Source organism: Sphingomonas sp. BT-65 (genome assembly GCF_026107375.2).
Lineage (GTDB): Bacteria > Pseudomonadota > Alphaproteobacteria > Sphingomonadales > Sphingomonadaceae > Sphingomonas.
In genome coordinates, this window is the sequence record NZ_JAPCIA010000001.1 from 1,369,000 (window position 1) to 1,388,215 (window position 19,216).

20 protein-coding genes are annotated in these 19,216 nt (G+C 67.2%); 12 read left to right on the forward strand and 8 right to left on the reverse strand.

The window, feature by feature from the left end; genetic code table 11:
• Positions 1 to 9 precede the first annotated feature (9 nt).
• Both OK349_RS06625 and OK349_RS06630 read right to left on the reverse strand, forming a co-directional pair.
• A complete protein-coding gene (locus tag OK349_RS06625; RefSeq protein ID WP_265117025.1) occupies positions 10 to 543 on the reverse strand; it encodes a hypothetical protein in 534 nt (177 codons plus the stop codon).
• A 489-nt stretch (positions 544 to 1,032) separates the two neighbouring features.
• A complete protein-coding gene (locus tag OK349_RS06630; protein ID WP_265117026.1) occupies positions 1,033 to 1,845 on the reverse strand; it encodes a hypothetical protein in 813 nt (270 codons plus the stop codon).
• Positions 1,846 to 2,102: 257 nt separating this feature from the next.
• On the opposite strand from OK349_RS06630, the gene OK349_RS06635 reads away from it, so the two are divergent.
• Complete coding sequence (locus OK349_RS06635; RefSeq protein WP_265117027.1) at positions 2,103 to 3,605, forward strand: DEAD/DEAH box helicase; 1,503 nt, start codon at positions 2,103 to 2,105, stop codon at positions 3,603 to 3,605.
• Positions 3,606 to 3,656: 51 nt separating this feature from the next.
• Here OK349_RS06635 and OK349_RS06640 read toward each other — a convergent pair whose 3' ends face one another.
• On the reverse strand, positions 3,657 to 4,100 hold the full coding sequence (locus OK349_RS06640) for a nuclear transport factor 2 family protein (protein WP_265117028.1): 444 nt from the start codon (positions 4,098 to 4,100) through the stop codon (positions 3,657 to 3,659).
• A gap of 31 nt (positions 4,101 to 4,131) precedes the next feature.
• Positions 4,132 to 5,082 (reverse strand): hypothetical protein, encoded by a 951-nt coding sequence (locus OK349_RS06645; protein ID WP_265117029.1) that lies wholly within the window; start codon positions 5,080 to 5,082, stop codon positions 4,132 to 4,134.
• A 210-nt stretch (positions 5,083 to 5,292) separates the two neighbouring features.
• Between OK349_RS06645 and OK349_RS06650 the strand changes: the two genes are divergently transcribed.
• From OK349_RS06650 to OK349_RS06675, 6 genes are read left to right on the forward strand one after another with little or no spacing between them, the layout of a single operon-like run.
• Positions 5,293 to 5,847 (forward strand): F0F1 ATP synthase subunit delta, encoded by a 555-nt coding sequence (locus OK349_RS06650; protein ID WP_265117030.1) that lies wholly within the window; start codon positions 5,293 to 5,295, stop codon positions 5,845 to 5,847.
• Positions 5,848 to 5,889: 42 nt separating this feature from the next.
• Positions 5,890 to 7,419: a F0F1 ATP synthase subunit alpha gene (gene atpA, locus OK349_RS06655; protein ID WP_265117031.1), complete on the forward strand. Its 1,530-nt coding sequence runs from the start codon at positions 5,890 to 5,892 to the stop codon at positions 7,417 to 7,419.
• A 46-nt stretch (positions 7,420 to 7,465) separates the two neighbouring features.
• Positions 7,466 to 8,347: a F0F1 ATP synthase subunit gamma gene (locus OK349_RS06660; protein WP_265117032.1), complete on the forward strand. Its 882-nt coding sequence runs from the start codon at positions 7,466 to 7,468 to the stop codon at positions 8,345 to 8,347.
• Positions 8,344 to 8,910 (forward strand): hypothetical protein, encoded by a 567-nt coding sequence (locus OK349_RS06665; protein ID WP_265117033.1) that lies wholly within the window; start codon positions 8,344 to 8,346, stop codon positions 8,908 to 8,910. The genes OK349_RS06660 and OK349_RS06665 overlap by 4 nt, the downstream gene beginning before the upstream one ends.
• A 19-nt stretch (positions 8,911 to 8,929) precedes the next feature.
• The gene (gene atpD, locus OK349_RS06670) at positions 8,930 to 10,459 is read left to right on the forward strand and encodes a F0F1 ATP synthase subunit beta (RefSeq protein WP_265117034.1); all 1,530 of its coding nucleotides are present in this window, start codon (positions 8,930 to 8,932) and stop codon (positions 10,457 to 10,459) included.
• Between the two features lie 51 nt (positions 10,460 to 10,510).
• Entirely contained in the window at positions 10,511 to 10,768 is a 258-nt protein-coding gene (locus OK349_RS06675; protein WP_265117035.1) for an ATP synthase F1 subunit epsilon, read from the forward strand.
• Between the two features lie 63 nt (positions 10,769 to 10,831).
• Here OK349_RS06675 and OK349_RS06680 read toward each other — a convergent pair whose 3' ends face one another.
• Positions 10,832 to 11,275 (reverse strand): DUF6265 family protein, encoded by a 444-nt coding sequence (locus OK349_RS06680; protein ID WP_265117036.1) that lies wholly within the window; start codon positions 11,273 to 11,275, stop codon positions 10,832 to 10,834.
• A gap of 81 nt (positions 11,276 to 11,356) precedes the next feature.
• On the opposite strand from OK349_RS06680, the gene OK349_RS06685 reads away from it, so the two are divergent.
• The 3 genes from OK349_RS06685 to OK349_RS06695 all read left to right on the forward strand — a co-directional run bounded on the left by OK349_RS06685 (position 11,357) and on the right by OK349_RS06695 (position 14,965).
• Entirely contained in the window at positions 11,357 to 12,067 is a 711-nt protein-coding gene (locus tag OK349_RS06685) for an AraC family transcriptional regulator (protein WP_265117037.1), read from the forward strand.
• Positions 12,068 to 12,150: 83 nt separating this feature from the next.
• Positions 12,151 to 13,689 (forward strand): TadA family conjugal transfer-associated ATPase, encoded by a 1,539-nt coding sequence (locus OK349_RS06690; RefSeq protein WP_265117038.1) that lies wholly within the window; start codon positions 12,151 to 12,153, stop codon positions 13,687 to 13,689.
• Positions 13,690 to 13,798: 109 nt separating this feature from the next.
• Complete coding sequence (locus tag OK349_RS06695; protein WP_265117039.1) at positions 13,799 to 14,965, forward strand: retropepsin-like aspartic protease; 1,167 nt, start codon at positions 13,799 to 13,801, stop codon at positions 14,963 to 14,965.
• Positions 14,966 to 14,975: 10 nt separating this feature from the next.
• Here OK349_RS06695 and OK349_RS06700 read toward each other — a convergent pair whose 3' ends face one another.
• Positions 14,976 to 15,137, reverse strand: a complete 162-nt coding sequence (locus OK349_RS06700) for a hypothetical protein (RefSeq protein WP_265117040.1) — start codon at positions 15,135 to 15,137, stop codon at positions 14,976 to 14,978.
• 85 nt (positions 15,138 to 15,222) lie between these two features.
• Between OK349_RS06700 and OK349_RS06705 the strand changes: the two genes are divergently transcribed.
• Positions 15,223 to 16,053, forward strand: coding sequence for a class I SAM-dependent methyltransferase (locus OK349_RS06705; RefSeq protein WP_265117041.1), 831 nt, complete (start codon positions 15,223 to 15,225; stop codon positions 16,051 to 16,053).
• 22 nt (positions 16,054 to 16,075) lie between these two features.
• On the opposite strand, the gene OK349_RS06710 is transcribed toward OK349_RS06705, so the two are convergent.
• Both OK349_RS06710 and phaR read right to left on the reverse strand, forming a co-directional pair.
• Positions 16,076 to 17,422 carry a metal-dependent hydrolase family protein gene (locus OK349_RS06710; protein ID WP_265117042.1) on the reverse strand — a complete coding sequence of 449 codons (1,347 nt, stop codon included), beginning with the start codon at positions 17,420 to 17,422 and terminating at the stop codon, positions 16,076 to 16,078.
• Positions 17,423 to 17,568: 146 nt separating this feature from the next.
• A complete protein-coding gene (gene phaR / locus OK349_RS06715) occupies positions 17,569 to 18,126 on the reverse strand; it encodes a polyhydroxyalkanoate synthesis repressor PhaR (protein ID WP_265117043.1) in 558 nt (185 codons plus the stop codon).
• Positions 18,127 to 18,149: 23 nt separating this feature from the next.
• Here phaR and OK349_RS06720 point away from each other — a divergent pair, with 23 nt between their 5' ends.
• Complete coding sequence (locus OK349_RS06720) at positions 18,150 to 19,211, forward strand: alpha/beta hydrolase (protein WP_265117044.1); 1,062 nt, start codon at positions 18,150 to 18,152, stop codon at positions 19,209 to 19,211.
• Positions 19,212 to 19,216: the final 5 nt, after the last annotated feature.

Below are 19,216 nucleotides of genomic sequence, written 5' to 3' on the forward strand. Positions count from 1 at the left end.
AAAGCCAGCTTACTTGTTCCAGCCGTCCACAATGGCCTGTGCGGATCGCTTGGCAGACGCGATACCGTCCTCCTTCATGTATGCCGCGACTTGATGGAGATAGTAGGAGATTTTGTCTCTCGCGAAGCCACCATTGTCAGCGGGCGGAGTAGCAAAGCCATGCCGACGCAGCTTATTCATTATCACGTTTAAATTGGCGATGACCGCTGGACTGGTGAAGACACTGCTACTGTTGTCAAGCGAGTAAGCAGCAAGCGACACGTCCGTAGCCAAAGCCTCAAGTGGCGTCAGACTACCTCGCTTCTCCAGCAAACGACGAACAAACACAGTTACGACGCATCCAAGCGCGAAAAACGCGACGGCTAGAAACCAGTCAGTCTGCACGATCCCAAAGAGCCAGTTGGGCAATGAGTGGACGAGTGGGTTTTTTGCGTAGCTGGCGATGTTGGATTGCATCTCGCTTGCGGACTGGTTCGCCATAAAGGCGATCAACGCCAGCAAGGGCGATCCCACAAAGACGATCACTTTCCAGATGTTCTTCATGCGCTCAGATGCTCCCTGCCCCTGAAGCGTAAATAGGTGCATGGACGATACCAAACAATCAACGCTACTTGTTGCGAATGCGTGGTGAACAGCAACTGCGGCACGCCCTCGATTAGCACCCGTTGCCGTTCTCGCTCTCGCGGAGCGCCGTCTCCACCAATGCGCGAACGACCGCTGTTAGGGCGCCTACCTGCCGACACCACTTGCAATGTTGGATTTCATTTGCTCACCTCGACCGGTCGCATGACGACCGCTCTTTGATTCTGTCGATCCGCCCGGGCCAACCGGGAACCCACACACCCTCCCGACAAACGCGACAAGGGTGACAGAATGAACCGCGTTCCGCGTAACATCGTCAACTTCGCCAGTCGTCACCCGGCCTTTAGCCGCGGCCGCCGCCGCGCCAAACCATCGCGATAGTGTCAACCTAGTGTCAACTTCCGCCCCCGCCGCCCAACCTTGACTTACGACAGCCCTGCATCGTCAACTTCAGACTCCGCTCACCCCAAGCAACCACAGTGCCGTCCCCCGCCACCCCGGCGTACCCCACAACAAATGCATCGGGATCGTCGTCGCCAGCCCCAGCCCCAGCGCGATGACATAAGCCATGTGCACGCGCCGCAGGCGGTAGAGGTCCCACAGGAACATCGGCGCGATCAGCAGCAGCGGCCACAGATCGACCGTCAGCGGACTCTCCGGCAGGCTGGTGGGCAGCCAGAACATGCGGTCGGTCGCGGGCGGGAGCGCCGCGGCGGTGCCGAGGATCATCAGCCTTTTGTGCAGCCCCGAATCCCGCCGCCGCACCGCGATCCCCCAGGCGGTGAGCACCGCGAACAGCACCCCGATCCGAATCTGCACCATCATGATGTTGAGCTGATGCTCGAAACGCGGCCTGAGCTGCGCCGCGACCTCCGGCGGACCGTTCAGGATCGCATCGGCCACTTGCAGGCGCACCACAGGGACCAGCAGGAAGCCGACGATCACCAGCGCCGGCGCCAGCACCATGGCGATCACGCCGAGCCGCTGGTGCAGGCCGCGCCGGCCGGTCGCCATCAGCGTGGTCTGCGTCATCAGAAGCAGCATCCAGCAGCCCATCAGCACGGCATGGACATGCAGGATCATCGGGAAGGGTGGCCGTTGCCCCAGCCGCACCGCTTCGATCTTCAGGAGCGAAACGGGAATGAACCCGGCGAGCACCGTGACCAGGAACAGCCCGGCCATGAACACATAGATCCAGCGATCGACGGCCTGCGCCAGCCCCGTCGAGCGTGCTTCGATACCGGAGTCCGCAAGCGTCGCCATGGCATTCCCCTGCCGCGCGCGGCACACTATACAGGGAATATTGCAGCACGCTTGCATTGACTTCCGGCAGCAACACTGCCATATCCCCGCCCAGCGAGGCGTCATGCAGCGTGATCGGACGATCGGTTAACCCCGAGCGCCCCGGCTCCGCCTCGGTTGATTACTCGGCTTCCCATATCACGCGGGTTGTCATTTTTGACCCCGCCTCCGTGCGCGCCTTTGGCGTGCGCGTCGGCCGTAATTGCAAAGAGATTCCTTTGACCGAATTCAAGTCCCTCGGCCTGTCCGAGACCACCCTCGCTGCGCTTGCCGCGAAGGGCTACACCACCGCGACCCCGATCCAGGCGCAGTCGATCCCGTCGCTGCTCCAGGGCCGCGACCTGCTCGGCATCGCCCAGACCGGCACCGGCAAGACCGCGGCGTTCATGCTGCCCTCGATCGATCGCCTGATCGCATCGGGCAAGCGCGCCCAGCCGCGCGGCTGCCGCATGCTCGTCCTTGCGCCGACCCGCGAACTGGCCAGCCAGATCGCGCAGAGCGCCCGCGACTACAGCAAGGGCTCGCGCCTCACCGTCGCCACCGTGTTCGGCGGCACCTCGATCCACAAGAACAAGACCGACCTTGCGCGCGGCGTCGACATCGTCGTCGCGACGCCCGGCCGCCTCGTCGACCTGATCGACCAGTGCTACGCGATCCTGCTCGGGATCGAGATCCTCGTGCTCGACGAAGCCGACCAGATGATGGACCTCGGCTTCATCCATGCGCTCAAGCGCATCGTCCGCGAGCTGCCGAGCAAGCGCCAGACTTTGTTCTTCTCGGCGACCATGCCCAAGACGATCCGCGATCTCGCCAACCAGTTCATCCATGAGCCGGTCGAGGTGAAGGTGACCCCGGTCGCCACCACCGCGGAGCGCGTCGAGCAGTTCGTCACGCATGTGAACCAGGCCGAGAAGCAGTCGCTGCTGACGATCAAGCTGCGCGACGAGAGCATCGATCGCGCGCTGATCTTCACCCGCACCAAGCATGGCGCGGACCGCGTCGTGAAGCTGCTCGCCGCCAGCGGCATCGCCGCCAACGCGATCCACGGCAACAAGAGCCAGCCGCAGCGCGAGCGTGCGCTGGGCGAGTTCCGCTCGGGCAAGGTCAAGCTGCTCGTCGCGACCGACATCGCCGCCCGCGGCATCGACGTGTCGGGCGTCAGCCACGTGTTCAACTTCGAGCTGCCCAACGTGCCCGAGCAATATGTCCACCGCATCGGCCGCACCGCGCGCGCCGGCGCGACCGGCATCGCCTTCAGCTTCTGCGCCGATGACGAGCGGACCTATCTGCGCGACATCGAGCGGCTGACGCGCCAGAAGGTGACCGCGGTTGCGCTGCCCGAGGACTTCGTCGCCGAATCGGCGCGGATCAAGTCGACCCGTGGTCCGGTGACGATCAGCCGCGACGAGATGAACGGCCGCAACGGCCGCACCATGCAGGATCGCAACGCGCACCACCGCCACAACTCGCAGAGCCAGCGCGGCCCCCGCGCCAATCCTGCGGGCGGCGACCGTCGCAATGGCGAGCAGCGCGGCGATCGCCCCCAGGGCGACCGTCAGGCCCGGCCCGAAGGCCAGCGCGCGACGCTCGGCGCCAGCTTCGGAGCTCGCGAGGGCGGCGAGCGTCCGCAGGGCGACCAGCCGCGCTTCTACGGCCCGCGCAAGAAGAAGTGGGCGCCCCGCCCCGCCAATGGCGGCCAGCGCGGCGGTGCCCGCGGCTAATCTATGATCCGGCGCGCGGAGCGGTCATCAACGCTCCCGCGCCGCATCGGCCTAGAAGGCGAAGTCCTTGGGCATGTTGTGGACCCAGGGCCGTATCTCGATGAGCTCGGCAATCCGCCACCCATCCGGCGTGCGCACCAGCTTGTTGCGATACTCCACACCCATGAAGAAGACCTGCCGCTCGCCTTCGCCAAGGTCGAGGTCGAGTGGACAGGTGCAGGCGATCCGCGCATCGGCGCGGTCGCCGTCGAGCGTGATCAGCGTCGTCGAGATCGAGTGCTGCGAAAGCGGGATCCGCGACAAGGCGCGCTGCAGATAGACGATATGGTCCTCGACCCCGCTGCGGATGCCGCCGGTCACCACATCGTCAATAACGGCATCGGCGGTGAAGATCGTGCGATAAGCGTCCCAGTCACGATCATCCACCGCGAAGCAATAGCGCGCCAGAACGTCTGAAATCTCGGCGCGATCCGACAGTTGCTGAAGCGTGAGCATGTTCGACTCCCGCTGAGGGCCGGATCAGCTTTTATCGCCGCTTGCGTTCGGAGTCATCCTCTTGCGCCGCGATCAGCCGGTTGATCCGCTCGACGCCGGTGACCGCTTCATTGGCTCCGCCCCCAATCAGCGGCGCCGCGCGGCGATACAGGTCCAGCGCGCGGCGATAGTCTCCGGCTGCTTCGGCGCACAGGCCTAGGTCGAAGGTGATCGAGGGGTGGTTCGGCGCCTGCCCGTCCATCGCCTCCCACGCCGCGCATGCCCCGCGCAGATCGCGCTGGGTCTGCTTGACGATGTCCTTGAACGGACGGTTGAGCTCCTTGGGCAACCGGCTCGTACTCTCGCGGAAGCGGATGCTATAGGTCTCGACCACCGGCGCGATGTCGCGCCGCACCTCGCCCGCCACATCGAGCACCATGCCGCGCACCGTCTCCTCCACCGTGCGCGGCGGGTTCTCCCCGCGGCACCAGCTCACCTCGTCGCGGCGCGGCTTGGCGGCGGAATAGACGATGCGCCCGTCGGCCCTTCGCGTCAGCCGCAGATCGGCGTTGAGATCGACCACGCGCCGCGTGCAATTGACCTCGACCTCGGCCTCGCGCAGGCATTTGCCGCTGTCCTTGCCGCCCTCGCGCTCGACGCAGCGCTTCTCTTTCCGCTGGAAGCGATTCTCCTGCACGCCGCTCGACACCGCGCCGCTCAGCACGCCATCGGGCGCCGCACCGCCGCCGAACGCACCAATCAGGTCGAAATGCGGCCGCCCCTCGATATCGGGCTGCGACAGCGCGCGCTCGATCGCCATCTCGAGCTGCCGCCCGTCCTGGCCATTGAACCGGTCGATCCCCAGCGAGTCGAGCATCGCCGCCTCGCGATGCGGCGCGGCGAACTTGCCCGTCATCCGCACCGCCTCGGCATATGCCGGCCCGGCCGCGACCATCCCCACCGCGCACAGCGCGACCTGCCACCCGAACCGCTTCGTCCGCATGATTCCCCCCGCAAGGATCGTGAACCCCGTTACGGTGTCGCATCGAAGTCACCGCATCGCAACACCCAGCACAGCCGCATGTCACCCGGGTTGCATCCCCCGCCCCCCTTTGCTACGCGCCCGCCAACCCAAGCGGGGCTGCCGGGTTCGTCGGCGTGCCCCTTTTTCGCATGGGGCCATTTCGAAGATTCCTAGAGGAAGCACGCGTCCGTGGAGAATTCCGGCGGTATTCAAGCAAGTCTAAGTGGACGCTATGCGACCGCTCTGTTCGAACTGGCGCGTGAGAATGGCGCGATCGACAAGGTCGAATCGAACCTTGCCACGATAAAGCAGGCGCTGGCCGATTCGCCCGAATTCGCCGCGCTCACCAGCAGCCCGCTGATCGCCCGCAGCGATGCGGCCAAGGGCGTCGCTGCGGCCGCCGGGGCGATGAAGCTCGATTCGCTCACCGCCAACTTCCTCGGCGTGCTCGCGCAGAACCGGCGCCTCGCCGCGCTGCCCGGCATCGTCCGCGACTTCCGCACGCTCGCCGCGCGCCATCGCGGTGAGACCACCGCTGAGATCGTCTCGGCGCATCCCCTTTCGGCTTCGCAGGTCACCGAGCTCAAGGCGCAGCTGCGCCAGCGCGTCGGCCGCGACGTCAATGTCGACCTGTCGGTCGATCCCGCGCTCCTGGGCGGCCTGGTCGTAAAGATCGGCAGCCAGATGATCGACAGCTCGATCAAGACCCGTCTCAATTCCCTCGCGCACGCAATGAAGGGCTGATGGCGAACACGCCATCACCAGGAAAGGCTAAAGGCTAAGACAATGGATATCCGCGCCGCAGAAATCTCGAAGGTCATCAAGGACCAGATCGCCAATTTTGGCACCGAGGCAGAGGTCTCCGAGACCGGCCAGGTGCTGAGCGTCGGTGACGGCATCGCGCGCGTCCACGGCCTCGACAACGTCCAGGCCGGCGAGATGGTCGAGTTCGCCAACGGCGTGCAGGGCATGGCGCTCAACCTCGAAGCCGACAATGTCGGCATCGTGATCTTCGGCTCGGACTCGGAGATCAAGGAAGGCGACGTCGTCAAGCGCACCGGCACCATCGTGGACGTTCCGGTCGGCAAGGGCCTGCTCGGCCGCGTCGTCGACGGCCTCGGCAACCCGATCGACGGCAAGGGCCCGATCGTCTCCGACCAGCGTTCGCGCGTCGAGGTCAAGGCGCCCGGCATCATCCCGCGCAAGTCGGTGCATGAACCTGTTCAGACGGGCCTTAAGGCGATCGACGCGCTCGTCCCCGTCGGCCGCGGCCAGCGCGAGCTGATCATCGGCGACCGCCAGACCGGCAAGTCGGCCGTCGCGATCGACACCTTCATCAACCAGAAGACCATCAACGCCGGCGATGACGAGAGCAAGAAGCTCTACTGCGTCTATGTCGCCATCGGCCAGAAGCGCTCGACCGTCGCGCAGCTCGTGCGCACGCTCGAAGAGAATGGCGCGATGGAATATTCGATCGTGGTCGCCGCGACCGCGTCGGACCCCGCCCCGCTGCAGTTCCTCGCGCCCTATACCGGCTGCGCGATGGGCGAGTATTTCCGCGACAACGGCATGCACGCCGTGATCGTCTATGACGACCTGTCGAAGCAGGCCGTCGCCTACCGCCAGATGTCGCTGCTGCTCCGCCGTCCGCCGGGCCGCGAAGCCTATCCCGGCGACGTCTTCTATCTCCACTCGCGCCTCCTGGAGCGTGCGGCGAAGCTCAACGACGCCAACGGCAACGGCTCGCTCACCGCGCTGCCGATCATCGAGACCCAGGCGGGCGACGTGTCGGCCTACATCCCGACCAACGTGATCTCGATCACCGACGGCCAGATCTTCCTCGAGACCGACCTGTTCTTCGCGGGCATCCGTCCGGCGATCAACGTCGGCCTCTCTGTGTCGCGCGTGGGTTCGTCGGCGCAGACCAAGGCGATGAAGAAGGTCGCCGGCTCGATCAAGCTCGAGCTCGCCCAGTATCGCGAGATGGCGGCGTTCGCGCAGTTCGGCTCGGACCTCGACGCCTCGACTCAGAAGCTGCTCAACCGCGGCGCGCGCCTCACCGAGCTGCTCAAGCAGCCGCAGTTCTCGCCGCTGCCGTTCGAGGAGCAGACCGTGTCGATCTTCGCCGGCACGCAGGGCTTCCTCGACTCGGTCCCGACCCAAGACGTCGTGCGCTACGAGGCGGCGATGCTCGCCGAAATGCGTTCGAAGCACGCCGGCATCCTCAAGGATATCCGCGACAGCAAGGATCTGAGCGACGCCACCCGCGCCAAGCTCAAGGACGCGCTCGAAGCGTTCGCCAAGACCTTTGCTTGATCTCCATCCCGGCCGCTCCGCGGCCGGGGCTAGAAACGGACGATAAATGGCCAGCCTCAAGGCACTCAAGGTCCGCATCGGCTCGGTGAAGTCGACGCAGAAGATCACCAAGGCGATGAAGATGGTCGCCGCCGCCAAACTGCGCCGCGCGCAGGAGGCGGCCGAGGCCGGACGCCCCTATGCCCAGCGCATCGAAGCGGTCGTCGCCAGCCTCGCCGGCAAGGTGAGCATCAGCGAGAACTCGCACAAGCTGCTCGCCGGCACCGGCAAGGACCAGGTCCACCTGTTCGTGGTCGCGACCTCGGACAAGGGCCTCGCCGGCGCGTTCAACACCAACATCGCGCGTCTCGCGCGCCGCCGCGCGCAGGAGCTGGTGGCCGAGGGCAAGACGGTCAAGTTCTACACCATCGGCCGCAAGGGCCGCGCGGTGCTGAACCGCCTGTTCCCCAAGGACATGCATCATTCGATCGAGCCAGGCGATCTCGGCAAGCTCGGCTTTGCCGATGCGCGTGACTATGCCGACGACCTGATCCGCCGCTTCGAGGCGGGCGAGTTCGACGTCGCACACTTGTTCTACTCGAACTTCAAGTCGGTGCTGACGCAGGAGCCGACCGGGCAGCAGATCATCCCCGTCCCGGTCGCGCAGGACGCGGCGGAGGCATCGCCTTCGACTGCCGCCGTTACCTACGAGCCCGATGAGGAATCGATCCTCGCCGACCTGCTGCCGCGCAACGTCGCGATCCAGCTCTACCGCGCGATCCGCGAGAATGCCGCGTCGGAGCAGGGCAGCAAGATGACGGCGATGGACAATGCCACGCGCAACGCGGGCGACCTGATCAAGCGCCTGTCGATCCAGTATAACCGCGCACGTCAGGCCGCGATCACGACCGAGCTGGTCGAGATCATCTCGGGCGCCGAAGCGCTGTGATCCGGACGGCCGCCCTTCTTGCCTCAGCGCTCGCGCTCGCCGGTTGCGGCGGGAACGCGCCCGGCAGTGATTCGGCGGCGAACAACAGCGCGGCGTTCGTGCCGATCACCGAAGGCTGGGACGCCTTCTTCACCAAGCCGCCGAGCGAGGCGCTCGGCATCCTCGATCGGCTGAGCCTGCGTCCCGGCACCTATGCCGCGCAGGGTGCGGCGCATGTCTCGGAAGGCACGCCGATCCGGCTGGCCGACACCAGGGCCGGCACCGACAATATGCTGACCGTCACCGCCCGCGGCGATGCGAAGCAGTTGTCGTCGATCACGTTCGATGTCCGCATCGAGGATGCCGCCCAGAGCGCGCTTTCGCGGACTCGCGCACTCGAATCGATCAACAATGTGTTCCGCTTCGCCGGGCTCGAGGGCACGGCGGTGGCCAAGGCCGCGCTCGACACGCCCGCGCCGGCAGCCGGCAATGTCGCCGGCGCCAGCTATGCGGTGACTCGCGAGCCCGCGACCGGCGAAGCACAGCGCATCACCATCACTTTCACGCACAAACCGTCGAATTAAGAAAGCCAAGGAACAGATCATGGCAACCGCAGCCCCGACCGCAGAGAAGCCCGCGCGCAAGCCCCGCGCGACCAAGCCCAAGGCCGACGCCCCCACCGCGACGGCGCCCGTCGCCGCGACCGGCACGGGCCGCATCGCGCAGGTTATCGGCGCGGTCGTCGACGTGAGCTTCACCGGCACGCTGCCGGCGATCCTCTCGGCGCTCGAGACCGAGAACAATGGCCAGCGCCTCGTGCTCGAGGTTGCCCAGCATCTCGGCGAGAACACCGTCCGCACGATCGCGATGGACTCGACCGAGGGTCTGACCCGCGGCCAGGCCGTGCGCGACACCGGCAGCCAGATCCAGGTCCCGGTCGGCCCGGCGACGCTCGGCCGCATCCTCAATGTGATCGGCGAGCCGATCGACGAGCGCGGCCCGGTCGCGACCGATCTCAAGGCGCCGATCCACGCCGAGGCGCCGCTGTTCGTCGACCAGTCGACCGAGAGCTCGATCCTCGTCACCGGCATCAAGGTCATCGACCTGCTCGCGCCCTATGCCAAGGGCGGCAAGATCGGCCTGTTCGGCGGCGCGGGCGTGGGCAAGACCGTGCTCATCCAGGAGCTGATCAACAACATCGCCAAGGGCCATGGCGGCACCTCGGTGTTCGCGGGCGTGGGCGAGCGCACCCGTGAGGGCAACGACCTCTATCACGAGTTCCTCGACGCGGGCGTCATCGCCAAGGATGCCGACGGCAACGCGATCAGCGAGGGTTCGAAGGTGGCGCTGGTCTATGGCCAGATGAACGAGCCGCCGGGCGCCCGCGCCCGCGTCGCGCTCTCGGGCCTGACGATCGCCGAATATTTCCGCGACGTCGAAGGCCAGGACGTGCTGTTCTTCGTCGACAACATCTTCCGCTTCACCCAGGCGGGCGCCGAAGTGTCGGCGCTGCTCGGCCGCATTCCCTCGGCCGTGGGCTACCAGCCGACCCTGTCGACCGACATGGGCGCGCTGCAGGAGCGCATCACCTCGACCAACAAGGGCTCGATCACTTCGGTTCAGGCCGTGTACGTCCCCGCTGACGACTTGACCGACCCAGCGCCGGCGACCTCGTTCGCCCACTTGGACGCGACGACCGTGCTCAACCGCGCGATCTCGGAGCTCGGCATCTACCCGGCGGTGGACCCGCTCGACTCGACCTCGCGCGTGCTCGAGCCCCGCGTCGTCGGCCAGGAGCATTACGAGACCGCCCGCGCCGTGCAGTCGATCCTGCAGAAGTACAAGTCGCTGCAGGACATCATCGCCATTCTCGGCATGGACGAGCTGAGCGAGGAAGATAAGCTGATCGTCTCGCGCGCGCGCAAGATTCAGCGCTTCCTCAGCCAGCCGTTCCACGTCGCCGAGGTGTTCACCGGCATCCCGGGCGCGTTCGTGCAGATCGAGGACACGATCAAGTCGTTCAAGGCGGTGGTCGAGGGCGAGTATGACCACCTGCCCGAAGCCGCCTTCTACATGGTCGGCGGCATCGACCAGGCGGTCGAGAAGGCCAAGAAGCTGGCCGCCGAGGCGTAACGCCATCTAACCCTCTCCCCCTTGCGGGAGAGGGCAATTGGAAGACCGGATATGCCGCTGCACTTCGAACTCGTCACCCCCGAGAAGCTCGTCCGCTCCGAGGAAGTCCATATGGTCGTCGTTCCCGGCACCGAGGGCGACTTCGGCGTACTCGAGGGCCATGCCCCGCTGATGTCGACCATCCGCGACGGCAATATCGAAATCTACAAGACCGCGGGCGGCAACGCGCCCGAGATCGTTCGCGTCGAGGGCGGATTCGCCGAGGTGAACGAGAAGGGTCTCACGGTCCTGGCCGAGAAGGCCGACTGACCGGTCTCGCTAACCGGACGCAGAGGCCGCGGGCAATCCCCCGCGGCCTTTGTCTTTTAGGGCTTACCGCACGCGGCGATAGTTGAACCGCATCGGCTTGCGGCCGTCCGCCAGCGAGATCTCCGCAGTGAGCGCGTCGCCCTTTACCCGGTAATGGATGCGCTGCGGATAATCGTGCGCGGCGTTGACGAAGGTCACGCCCTCCCCGCCCGCGACCGCGCGGAACGCCACCGGCGGCTTGCCGCCTGGCTGCGCGAGATAGACCGCGGTATCGCCGTCCATCGCGATCCGCATGAACTCGAATTCCGACGTCTTCCCGCCGCGCACCGTTTGCGAGACTCCCAGCATCATTCCGCCGGCCGCCGGCAGCCATTGCTCGCAAGTCTGCCCGCGCGCGCCCTCGACGGTGCACCACCGCCCCGCCAGCCACTCGGGAAGTCCGGTGCTTGGCGACGTCGCGGCCGCAGGCAGCGCGATGGCCAAGGCGGCCAATGAAGCTCGGATCATGTCATGTCCCTCCCTATGGGGTTCGTATAGGCGCCGCTGCCCCCACTGGCTTGAACCGATGCGACATGCCAAGCTCCGTGCGTGCACTATGCCGAAACGCCTCCGCCTCCGGAACTTGAGGGTCTGGTGGAGGCCGTGTGGACGCTCAACGTCGCCACGGAAGGCTGGGTCGATCACCAGGCGGTGCCGGATGGCTGTATCGAGCTGATCCGCCGCCATTCAGGTCGTTCGGTCTGGCGGCGCGAGCAGCCCGGACTGTTCGTCACCGGTCTCGCACTGCGCCCCGCAATGCTGCGGTTCAGCGGCGACGCCCGCTTCACCGGCATTCGCCTCTGGCCATGGGCCTGGCACGCGCTCGGCGGCGCGCCCTGCCGCGACTTCGCCGACGACTGGCGTCCAGTCAACGACGATTCGCCCCTCGCCGCGCTGTTTCCCGACGACGGCGACCCGACGCCGCGCCTCGCCGCCGCCTTTCGCGGGCTCGCCCCGCCGCCGCTGGCCGCGATCCGCCATGTCGCGTCGGTGGCCCTCCTGGCGCGGCTTGCGGGTCTGTCCGAACGCCAGCTTCAACGAATCTGCGCGCGCGAGACCGGCATGCCTCCGCGCAGTTACCTGCGCCTGCTGCGCTTCCGCACCGCGGTCGCCGCAGTCCAGCGCCCCGACGCGCTGCTGGCGGATACCGCGACCGCGTCGGGCTACGCCGATCAGGCGCACATGACCCGCGAGTTCCGGTCGCTGGGCGGGCTGCCGCCGGCGCGGGCGCGCAAACGCGCAAAAGGGCCGTTCATCTGACCCGCCCGCTTCGGCGCGATGGTTAGGAACTTGTCAAATCTTGCCCGCTATCCCCTCGGTGTTGGAGTAATCGGGGAACAAGCGTGAGCGCATTCGGACGTCGCAGCGGACCAGGGGCAACACCGGCCCGGCCGGCCTTCGGCGTCGCGCGGCCGATGCAGGGCGGCGCGCCCTCCGCACGCCAGGCCGAGCCGCTCGGTGGCGACCAGTTCCCGCCGCTCCACGACGTGCCGCTCCCCGGCGCCAGCCAGCATGAGGCGGACAAGCCCGAGGCTCTCAACAGCCAGTCGGACGCGATGCAGCGCCTGGCCGACCGTCAGGCCGCGACCGGCGAGCCGAGCTCGTCGCGCAGCGAAGGCTTCGAGGCCTCGATCCACCGCATCAAGGAGCAGGTGCTTCCCCGCCTGCTCGAGCGAGTCGATCCCGAGGCGGCGGCGACACTCAACAAGGACGAGCTTGCCGAGGAATTCCGGCCGATCATCGGCGAGGTGCTCGCCGAGCTCAAGCTGACGCTCAACCGCCGCGAGCAGTTCGCGCTCGAAAAGGTGCTGGTCGACGAGCTGCTCGGCCTCGGCCCGCTCGAGGAGCTGCTCGCCGACAGCGCGATCAGCGACATCATGGTCAACGGCCCCGACCAGACTTTCATCGAGCGCAAGGGCAAGCTCGAGCTCGCCAATATCCAGTTCCGCGACGAGGAGCATCTGTTCCAGATCGCACAGCGTATCTGCAACTCGGTCGGCCGCCGCGTCGACCAGACCACCCCGCTCGCTGACGCGCGCCTCAAGGACGGCTCCCGCGTCAACGTGATCGTCCCGCCGCTGTCACTGCGCGGCACCGCGATCTCGATCCGTAAATTCTCCGACAAGCCGATCACCCTCGACATGATGGCGGGCTTCGGCTCGATGTCGCAGAAGATGGCGACCTGCCTCAAGATCGCCGGCGCCAGCCGCTTCAACATCGTCATCTCGGGCGGCACCGGCTCGGGTAAGACGACGATGCTCAACGCGCTGTCGAAGATGATCGACCCGGGCGAGCGCGTGCTGACGATCGAGGACGCGGCCGAGCTTCGGCTCCAGCAGCCGCACTGGCTCCCGCTCGAAACCCGTCCGCCCAACCTCGAGGGCCAGGGCGAGATCACCATCCGCGACCTCGTCAAGAACGCGCTGCGTATGCGCCCCGATCGCATCATCCTCGGCGAAATTCGCGGATCGGAGTGTTTCGACCTCCTGTCCGCGATGAACACCGGCCATGACGGCTCGATGTGCACGCTCCACTCCAACAGCCCGCGCGAGTGCCTCGGCCGTATGGAGAACATGGTCATGATGGGCGACATCAAGATCCCCAAGGAAGCGATCAGCCGCCAGATCGCCGACTCGGTCGACCTCATCGTCCAGGTCAAGCGCCTGCGCGACGGCAGCCGCCGCGTCACCAACATCACCGAGGTGATCGGCATGGAGGGCCCAGTGATCGTCACGCAGGAGCTGTTCAAGTTCGAGTATCTCGATGAAAGCTCGGACGGCAAGATCATTGGCGAATACCGCTCGATGGGCCTGCGCCCCTACACACTCGAAAAGGCGCGCTCGTTCGGCTTCGACCAGGCGCTGCTCGAGGCTTGCCTCTGATCGCTCGCCCGCAGCGAGGCGTTTGCAAACGGGACATTAACCACGCCCGCAACGGCTGGCGCCTGTCCATGCGCGCGATACGCTCGCTGGCATGGATCTCCGCGCGGCCATGACCTTCGTTCTTGCCCTATTCGCACTGCTCGCGCCGGCCCCGGATGTGCAGGCGGCTCCCGCGGTCTCCCAGCTCGCCGCGGACACCGAAGCGCGCTGGGTCCCGTTCGAGCTGACCCCGGGCAATCAGATCCGCTTCCGCACCCTGCTCAACGGCCGCTGGGCCGCCGCGATCCTCGACACCGGCGTCACCGACACCGCGGTCTCGGCGCGGTTCGCGCGTGCCGCGGGGATGAAGCCGCTCGTCGCCGGCCGCGCCGATGCGATCGGCGGCAGCGTGGCGCTCAACTGGGGCGCGGTCGAGCGCGTCGAGGTCGGCGGGCTGGTGCGCACCGGCGGGCGCATCGCGATCATCGATGCCGATCCGCGCGTCACCGGCGCGGCGCCGGTCGACCTGTTCATCGGCGCCGACCTGCTCGCCGCCTACGCGCTCGAGATCGACTATGACGCCCAGCGTTTCCGCCTACTCCCGTCAGGCCGGATGCCGTTCCGCGGTACCACAACGCCGTTGCGGCTCGCCGGGCCGACCGGCCTGTATCTGAGCGAGCTGGACATTGGCGGCCGCCGCCACCGCCCCGTGATCGTCGATACCGGCGACGGCAGCATGGTCACCCTCACCAGCACCGCGTGGCGCGGGATCGAGGGTGCGGGCGGACCGGTGACCACCGCAATCGCCTATGGCCTGGGCGGAGAGGTCGAGAGCGAGGTCACGATTCTGCCCGCGCTGCGCATCGCGGCGCTGCCGGCGAGCGAAGTTGAATTGCGGATCGAGCCTGACAGCGGCTTCTCCGCGCGCAAGGGCGCCGCGGGTCGTGTCGGCGGCGGGCTGCTGCGGCGGCATCGCGTGCTGCTCGATCCCGGCGCGGGCCGGATGATCCTCGCCCCTGCCGCGCGCAGCGACTGGCCGGTGACGCGCTCGACCAGCGGATTGATGGTGAGCCAGCGCGGCGACCGGCTGCGCGTCCTGCACGTGATGCGCGGAGGCCCCGCGGCAGCGGAATGGCGCGCGGGCATGGAGATCTGCACGATCGACGGCGCGCCGATCCCGCCAGCCTATGCGATCAGCCCGATCGCCGGCTGGTCCACCGGCGCGCCCGGACGGACCGTGCGGCTCGGCCTGTGCGACGGCGGCGAGCGCAGCCTCACCCTCGCCCGCTTCTACTGAGACCGGGCGGTCAGCCCTTGATCGCCAGCGCCGCGGTCACCACCGCTGCGAGCATCGCCATCACCTGGATCAGCGTCCACGGCACCCAGCCGACCCGGTCGGGATCGCTGCGCCTCGTGCGGCGCCAGTCGGCGAAACCGCTGCCCGCCGCGACCGCCACGAAGGCCCCCACGCCAATCCATAACGGCCCCAATAACGCCACTTGCATCGCCGCTCGCTCCGCTTCACCAATCGGTCCCCATCAGAGAGGAGCCGATATGCGCCACGCCCTGACCCTTGTTGCCGTCACCGCTTCCGCCATGCTGGCCACCGCCGCGATCGGCGCGCCCCAGATGGGAAGCGTCAGCCAGGAATTGAAGGACGCGGTCGCCGCGCCCACCCGCACCCCGGCCAATACCGCGCGCGACAAATATCGCCACCCGGCCGAAACCCTCGCCTTTTTCGGGGTCAAGCCGACCGACACGGTGGTCGAGCTATGGCCCGGCGGTGGCTGGTACACCGAGATTCTCGCCCCCTATCTCAAGAAGGGCCGCGGCACGCTGTGGGCGGCGGCGCCCTGGCCGAACGGGATCAAGGGCGCGCAGAACCTGCGCCAGAAGGATTCGACCACCTATGGCGAGGTCGCCTTCGCCGCCTTCCCGGTGTGGAACGAGGGCGAGCCCAAGATCCGTGACAACAGCGTCGACGTCGTGCTCACCTTCCGCAACGTCCACAACTGGCGGATGGGCTATCAGCGTGAGGACAAGGCGGATTATTCGCCCGAAGCGTTCAAGCAGATCTTCGCGATGCTCAAGCCCGGCGGCACGCTCGGCATCGAGGATCACCGCCTGCCCGAGAATGCCGATGCCGAGCGCGAGCGGACCAGCGGCTACATCAAGGTCTCGACGATCAAGAAGCTCGCCGCCGATGCCGGCTTCGAGTTCGTCGCGTCGAGCGAGGTCAACGCCAATCCCAAGGACACCGCCGACTGGCCCAAGGGTGTCTGGACCCTACCCCCGAGCTATACGCTCAAGGACGTCGATCGCACCAAGTACGAGGCGATCGGCGAGAGCGACCGCATGACGCTCAAGTTCCGCAAGCCCGGCTGACCGCGCAACGGGGCCGTGACGCTCACGGCCCCTTGTGCACCACCCCGGCGCGCATCACGAAGCCGACCGATTTCAGCACCTTCACGTCGCTCAGCGGATCGCCGCTGACCGCGATGATATCGGCACTCTTGCCCGGCTCGATGCTGCCGACCTCCTTTGCCAGCCCGAGCAGGTCGGCGGCGTTGACCGTCGCCGCGGCGATCGCCTGCATCGGCGTCATGCCGTGCTTGACCATCAGCTCGAACTCGTCGGCATTGCGGCCGTGCTTCGATACGCCGGCATCGGTGCCGAAGGCGATCTTGACGCCCGCCGGCATCGCCTTCTCCAGCGCCTTGCCGGTGATCGAGATGCGCCAGTCGATCTTGGCGCGCACCGCGGGCGGGTAGGCGTTTGGATCCTTGGCGATCCGCTCGAGATAGCCGTTCACGGTCGACAGCGTGGGCACGTAATAGGCGCCGGTCTTCTTGAACAACGCGATGCTCTCGTCGTCGATCAGCGTGCCGTGCTCGATCGAATCGACCCCGGCGCGCAGCGCCACCGCGATGCCGTCGGCGCCGTGGGCATGCGCCGCAACCTTGCGGCCATAGAGGCGTGCGGTCTCGACGATCGCCTTGGCTTCCTCGTCGAACATCTGCTTGCCGAGCCCGGCACCGATGCGGCTGTTGACCCCGCCGGTGGTCGCGATCTTGATGACATCGGCGCCGCGGCCAATTTGAAGGCGCACCGCCTTGCGGCATTCGTCGGCCCCGTCGCACAGGTTCGGCGTGCCGAGCGCTTCGTGCAGATCCTCGACGATGCCGAGCCGCTGGTCGCCATGGCCCGAGGTCGTCGAGATGCCCATCCCGGCGTCGACGATGCGCGGGCCCTCGACCCAGCCGCGCGCGATCGCCTCGCGCAGCGCCAGCGTCGCGCCTGCGTCGCCCAGATTGCGCACCGTGGTGAAGCCCGCCATCAGCGTCTTGCGCCCGTTCCACAGCGCCTCATAGGCGCCCAGCTGCTTGCTCTCGGTGAACTCGGCGAGCAGCCCCTCCTGCCCGGCGCGGTCGGAGCTCAGATGGACATGGCTGTCGATCAGGCCCGGCAATACGGTCCTGTCGCGCAAGTCGATCACCGGCGCCTCGCCAAGCGGCGTCACATGGCCCTCATAGACCCCAGCGATCTTGCCGTCCTTGATCGCGATCGTGCTCGCGCCGCGCGGCGCCTGGCCCGGCCGGTCGAGCAACCTGCCGGCGTGGATATAGCGATCGGTCGCAGGCGCGGCTGTCTGAGCGTGGGTCCCGGCGATCGCCAGCCACAACGCCGTGATCACCGCCAGAGGACGCGCGGCATGATTCGCGGCCCTGCCGCCGCGGAAGTTCTCAAAGTTCACACTACGTCCCCCCCGATTCCCCTCCCCCGAAGGTACGGCGCACAGACGTTTGAACAAGGAGGAAGGCTTGCCGAATGCGCATCCGGCGAGGCAAGCAAATCAAATCCTACATTGCAACCCTCGGCGCGCGAGGGCCGACGGCGCGCTCAGCCGAGCTTGTCGATCTTGTCCTGCAGCGAGGCGAGCTGCGCCTTCAAAGCGGCGATTTCCTCGTCCTTGCTCTTCTCCGGCGCCGCGGGCGTGCCGGGCGCGCCCGGCGCGCCCGGCTTGAATGCCTCGGCCGCGGCTTCGAACATCGCCATGTTGCGCTTGGCGATCTCGGCGAAGGGCGAGTTGGCGAACGCCCCCTCGACCGCCGACTTGAACTGCGCCTGGTTGCGGCGGAAGCTCTCCATCGAAGCCTCGAGATAGCCCGGCACCACCGCCTGCATCGAATCGCCGTAGAGCGCGATCAGCTGGCGCAGGAAGTTGACCGGCAGCAGCGTCTGGCCGCGCGCTTCCTCTTCCATGATGATCTGCGTCAGGACATTATGCGTGATGTCCTCCTCGGTCTTGGCATCGACGACCTTGAAGTCTCGCCCCTCGCGCGTCATCGCCGCGAGATGGTCGAGCGTGATGTAGGACGAGGTTTCGGTGTTGTAGAGACGCCGGTTCGCGTATTTCTTGATGATGACCGGGCCATCGGTATTCGCCGTTTTCTTCATCTGGACCCCCGCGGGTGTTTGACATGTCCCTAACACCCTTTGATGACGCACCGCAACACGGACCGCGTCCGCTCCCTCTCTTTCTGGGACTGCTGCGCAGCGAGACCGCAGCATCGCCCGAGCGGCGCGCGGCGGCGCTCGCCGGACTCGCCGCCTATCAGGCCGCGCGGCGTCCGCGCCCGCGCCGGCCGATGCCGGCGATCGCGCGCGCCGGACGCGCGATGCTCCGCGACTATGGGGGAAACGGGCCGCCAGTGGTGTTCGTCCCCTCGCTGATCAATCCGCCATTGATCCTCGACATGCCCTATCGCCGCTCGCTGCTGCGCTGGCTGTCGCGCCAGGGCGTGCGGCCGCTGCTGCTCGACTGGGGCACCCCCGCCCCGCAGGACCGCGCGCAGGACGTTGCGCAGCATGTCGAGGAGATGCTGATTCCGCTGCTGCGCAGCATCGGCGTGCCGGTCGCGCTGGCCGGCTATTGCCTGGGCGGCACGATGGCGGTGGCCGCTGCGGCCGCGGTGCCGGTGCGCGGGCTCGCGCTGATCGCCGCGCCTTGGCGCTTCTCCGGCTTCGGGGAAGAGGCGCTCGAGCGGATCGATTCGCTGTGGCAGGCCGCGCATGAGACGTGCGACACGCTCGGCCTAGTTCCGATGGAGGTGCTCCAGGCGGGCTTCTGGCAGCTCGATCCCGCGCGCACGATCGCCAAGTACGAGCGCTTCGGCCGCCTCGACCCGGCGAGCGCCGAGGCCAGGTCCTTCGTCGCGATGGAGGACTGGGCCAATGCCGGCGCGCCGCTGACCTATGCCGCCGGCCGCCAGCTCTTCGACCACCTGTTCACCGCCGATCTGCCCGGCCGCGGGCTATGGCACGTGGCGGGCGCGACCGCCGATCCGGCCACGCTCCCCTGCCCCGCGGTCGAGTTCGTCTCGCTCACCGACCGCATCGTTCCCGCCGCCAGCGCGGCTGGCCTGCGCGACCGCCGCGAGCTGCGCCTCGGCCATGTCGGAATGATGGTCGGCTCCTCGGCCAAAAGGTCTCTGTGGCAACCGCTTGCGCACTGGCTAACCGCGCTGCCGACCACTAGATAACGGGA

Coding starts and splice junctions, on each gene's coding strand:
- atpD (WP_265117034.1), top strand. CDS start 8,930: ATGGCAACCGCAGCCCCGACCGCAGAGAAGCCCGCGCGCAAGCCCCGC.
- OK349_RS06695 (WP_265117039.1), top strand. CDS start 13,799: ATGACCTTCGTTCTTGCCCTATTCGCACTGCTCGCGCCGGCCCCGGAT.
- OK349_RS06680 (WP_265117036.1), bottom strand. CDS start 11,275: ATGATCCGAGCTTCATTGGCCGCCTTGGCCATCGCGCTGCCTGCGGCC.
- phaR (WP_265117043.1), bottom strand. CDS start 18,126: ATGAAGAAAACGGCGAATACCGATGGCCCGGTCATCATCAAGAAATAC.
- OK349_RS06625 (WP_265117025.1), bottom strand. CDS start 543: ATGAAGAACATCTGGAAAGTGATCGTCTTTGTGGGATCGCCCTTGCTG.
- atpA (WP_265117031.1), top strand. CDS start 5,890: ATGGATATCCGCGCCGCAGAAATCTCGAAGGTCATCAAGGACCAGATC.
- OK349_RS06660 (WP_265117032.1), top strand. CDS start 7,466: ATGGCCAGCCTCAAGGCACTCAAGGTCCGCATCGGCTCGGTGAAGTCG.
- OK349_RS06675 (WP_265117035.1), top strand. CDS start 10,511: ATGCCGCTGCACTTCGAACTCGTCACCCCCGAGAAGCTCGTCCGCTCC.
- OK349_RS06720 (WP_265117044.1), top strand. CDS start 18,150: ATGTCCCTAACACCCTTTGATGACGCACCGCAACACGGACCGCGTCCG.
- OK349_RS06630 (WP_265117026.1), bottom strand. CDS start 1,845: ATGGCGACGCTTGCGGACTCCGGTATCGAAGCACGCTCGACGGGGCTG.
- OK349_RS06645 (WP_265117029.1), bottom strand. CDS start 5,082: ATGCGGACGAAGCGGTTCGGGTGGCAGGTCGCGCTGTGCGCGGTGGGG.
- OK349_RS06705 (WP_265117041.1), top strand. CDS start 15,223: ATGCGCCACGCCCTGACCCTTGTTGCCGTCACCGCTTCCGCCATGCTG.
- OK349_RS06640 (WP_265117028.1), bottom strand. CDS start 4,100: ATGCTCACGCTTCAGCAACTGTCGGATCGCGCCGAGATTTCAGACGTT.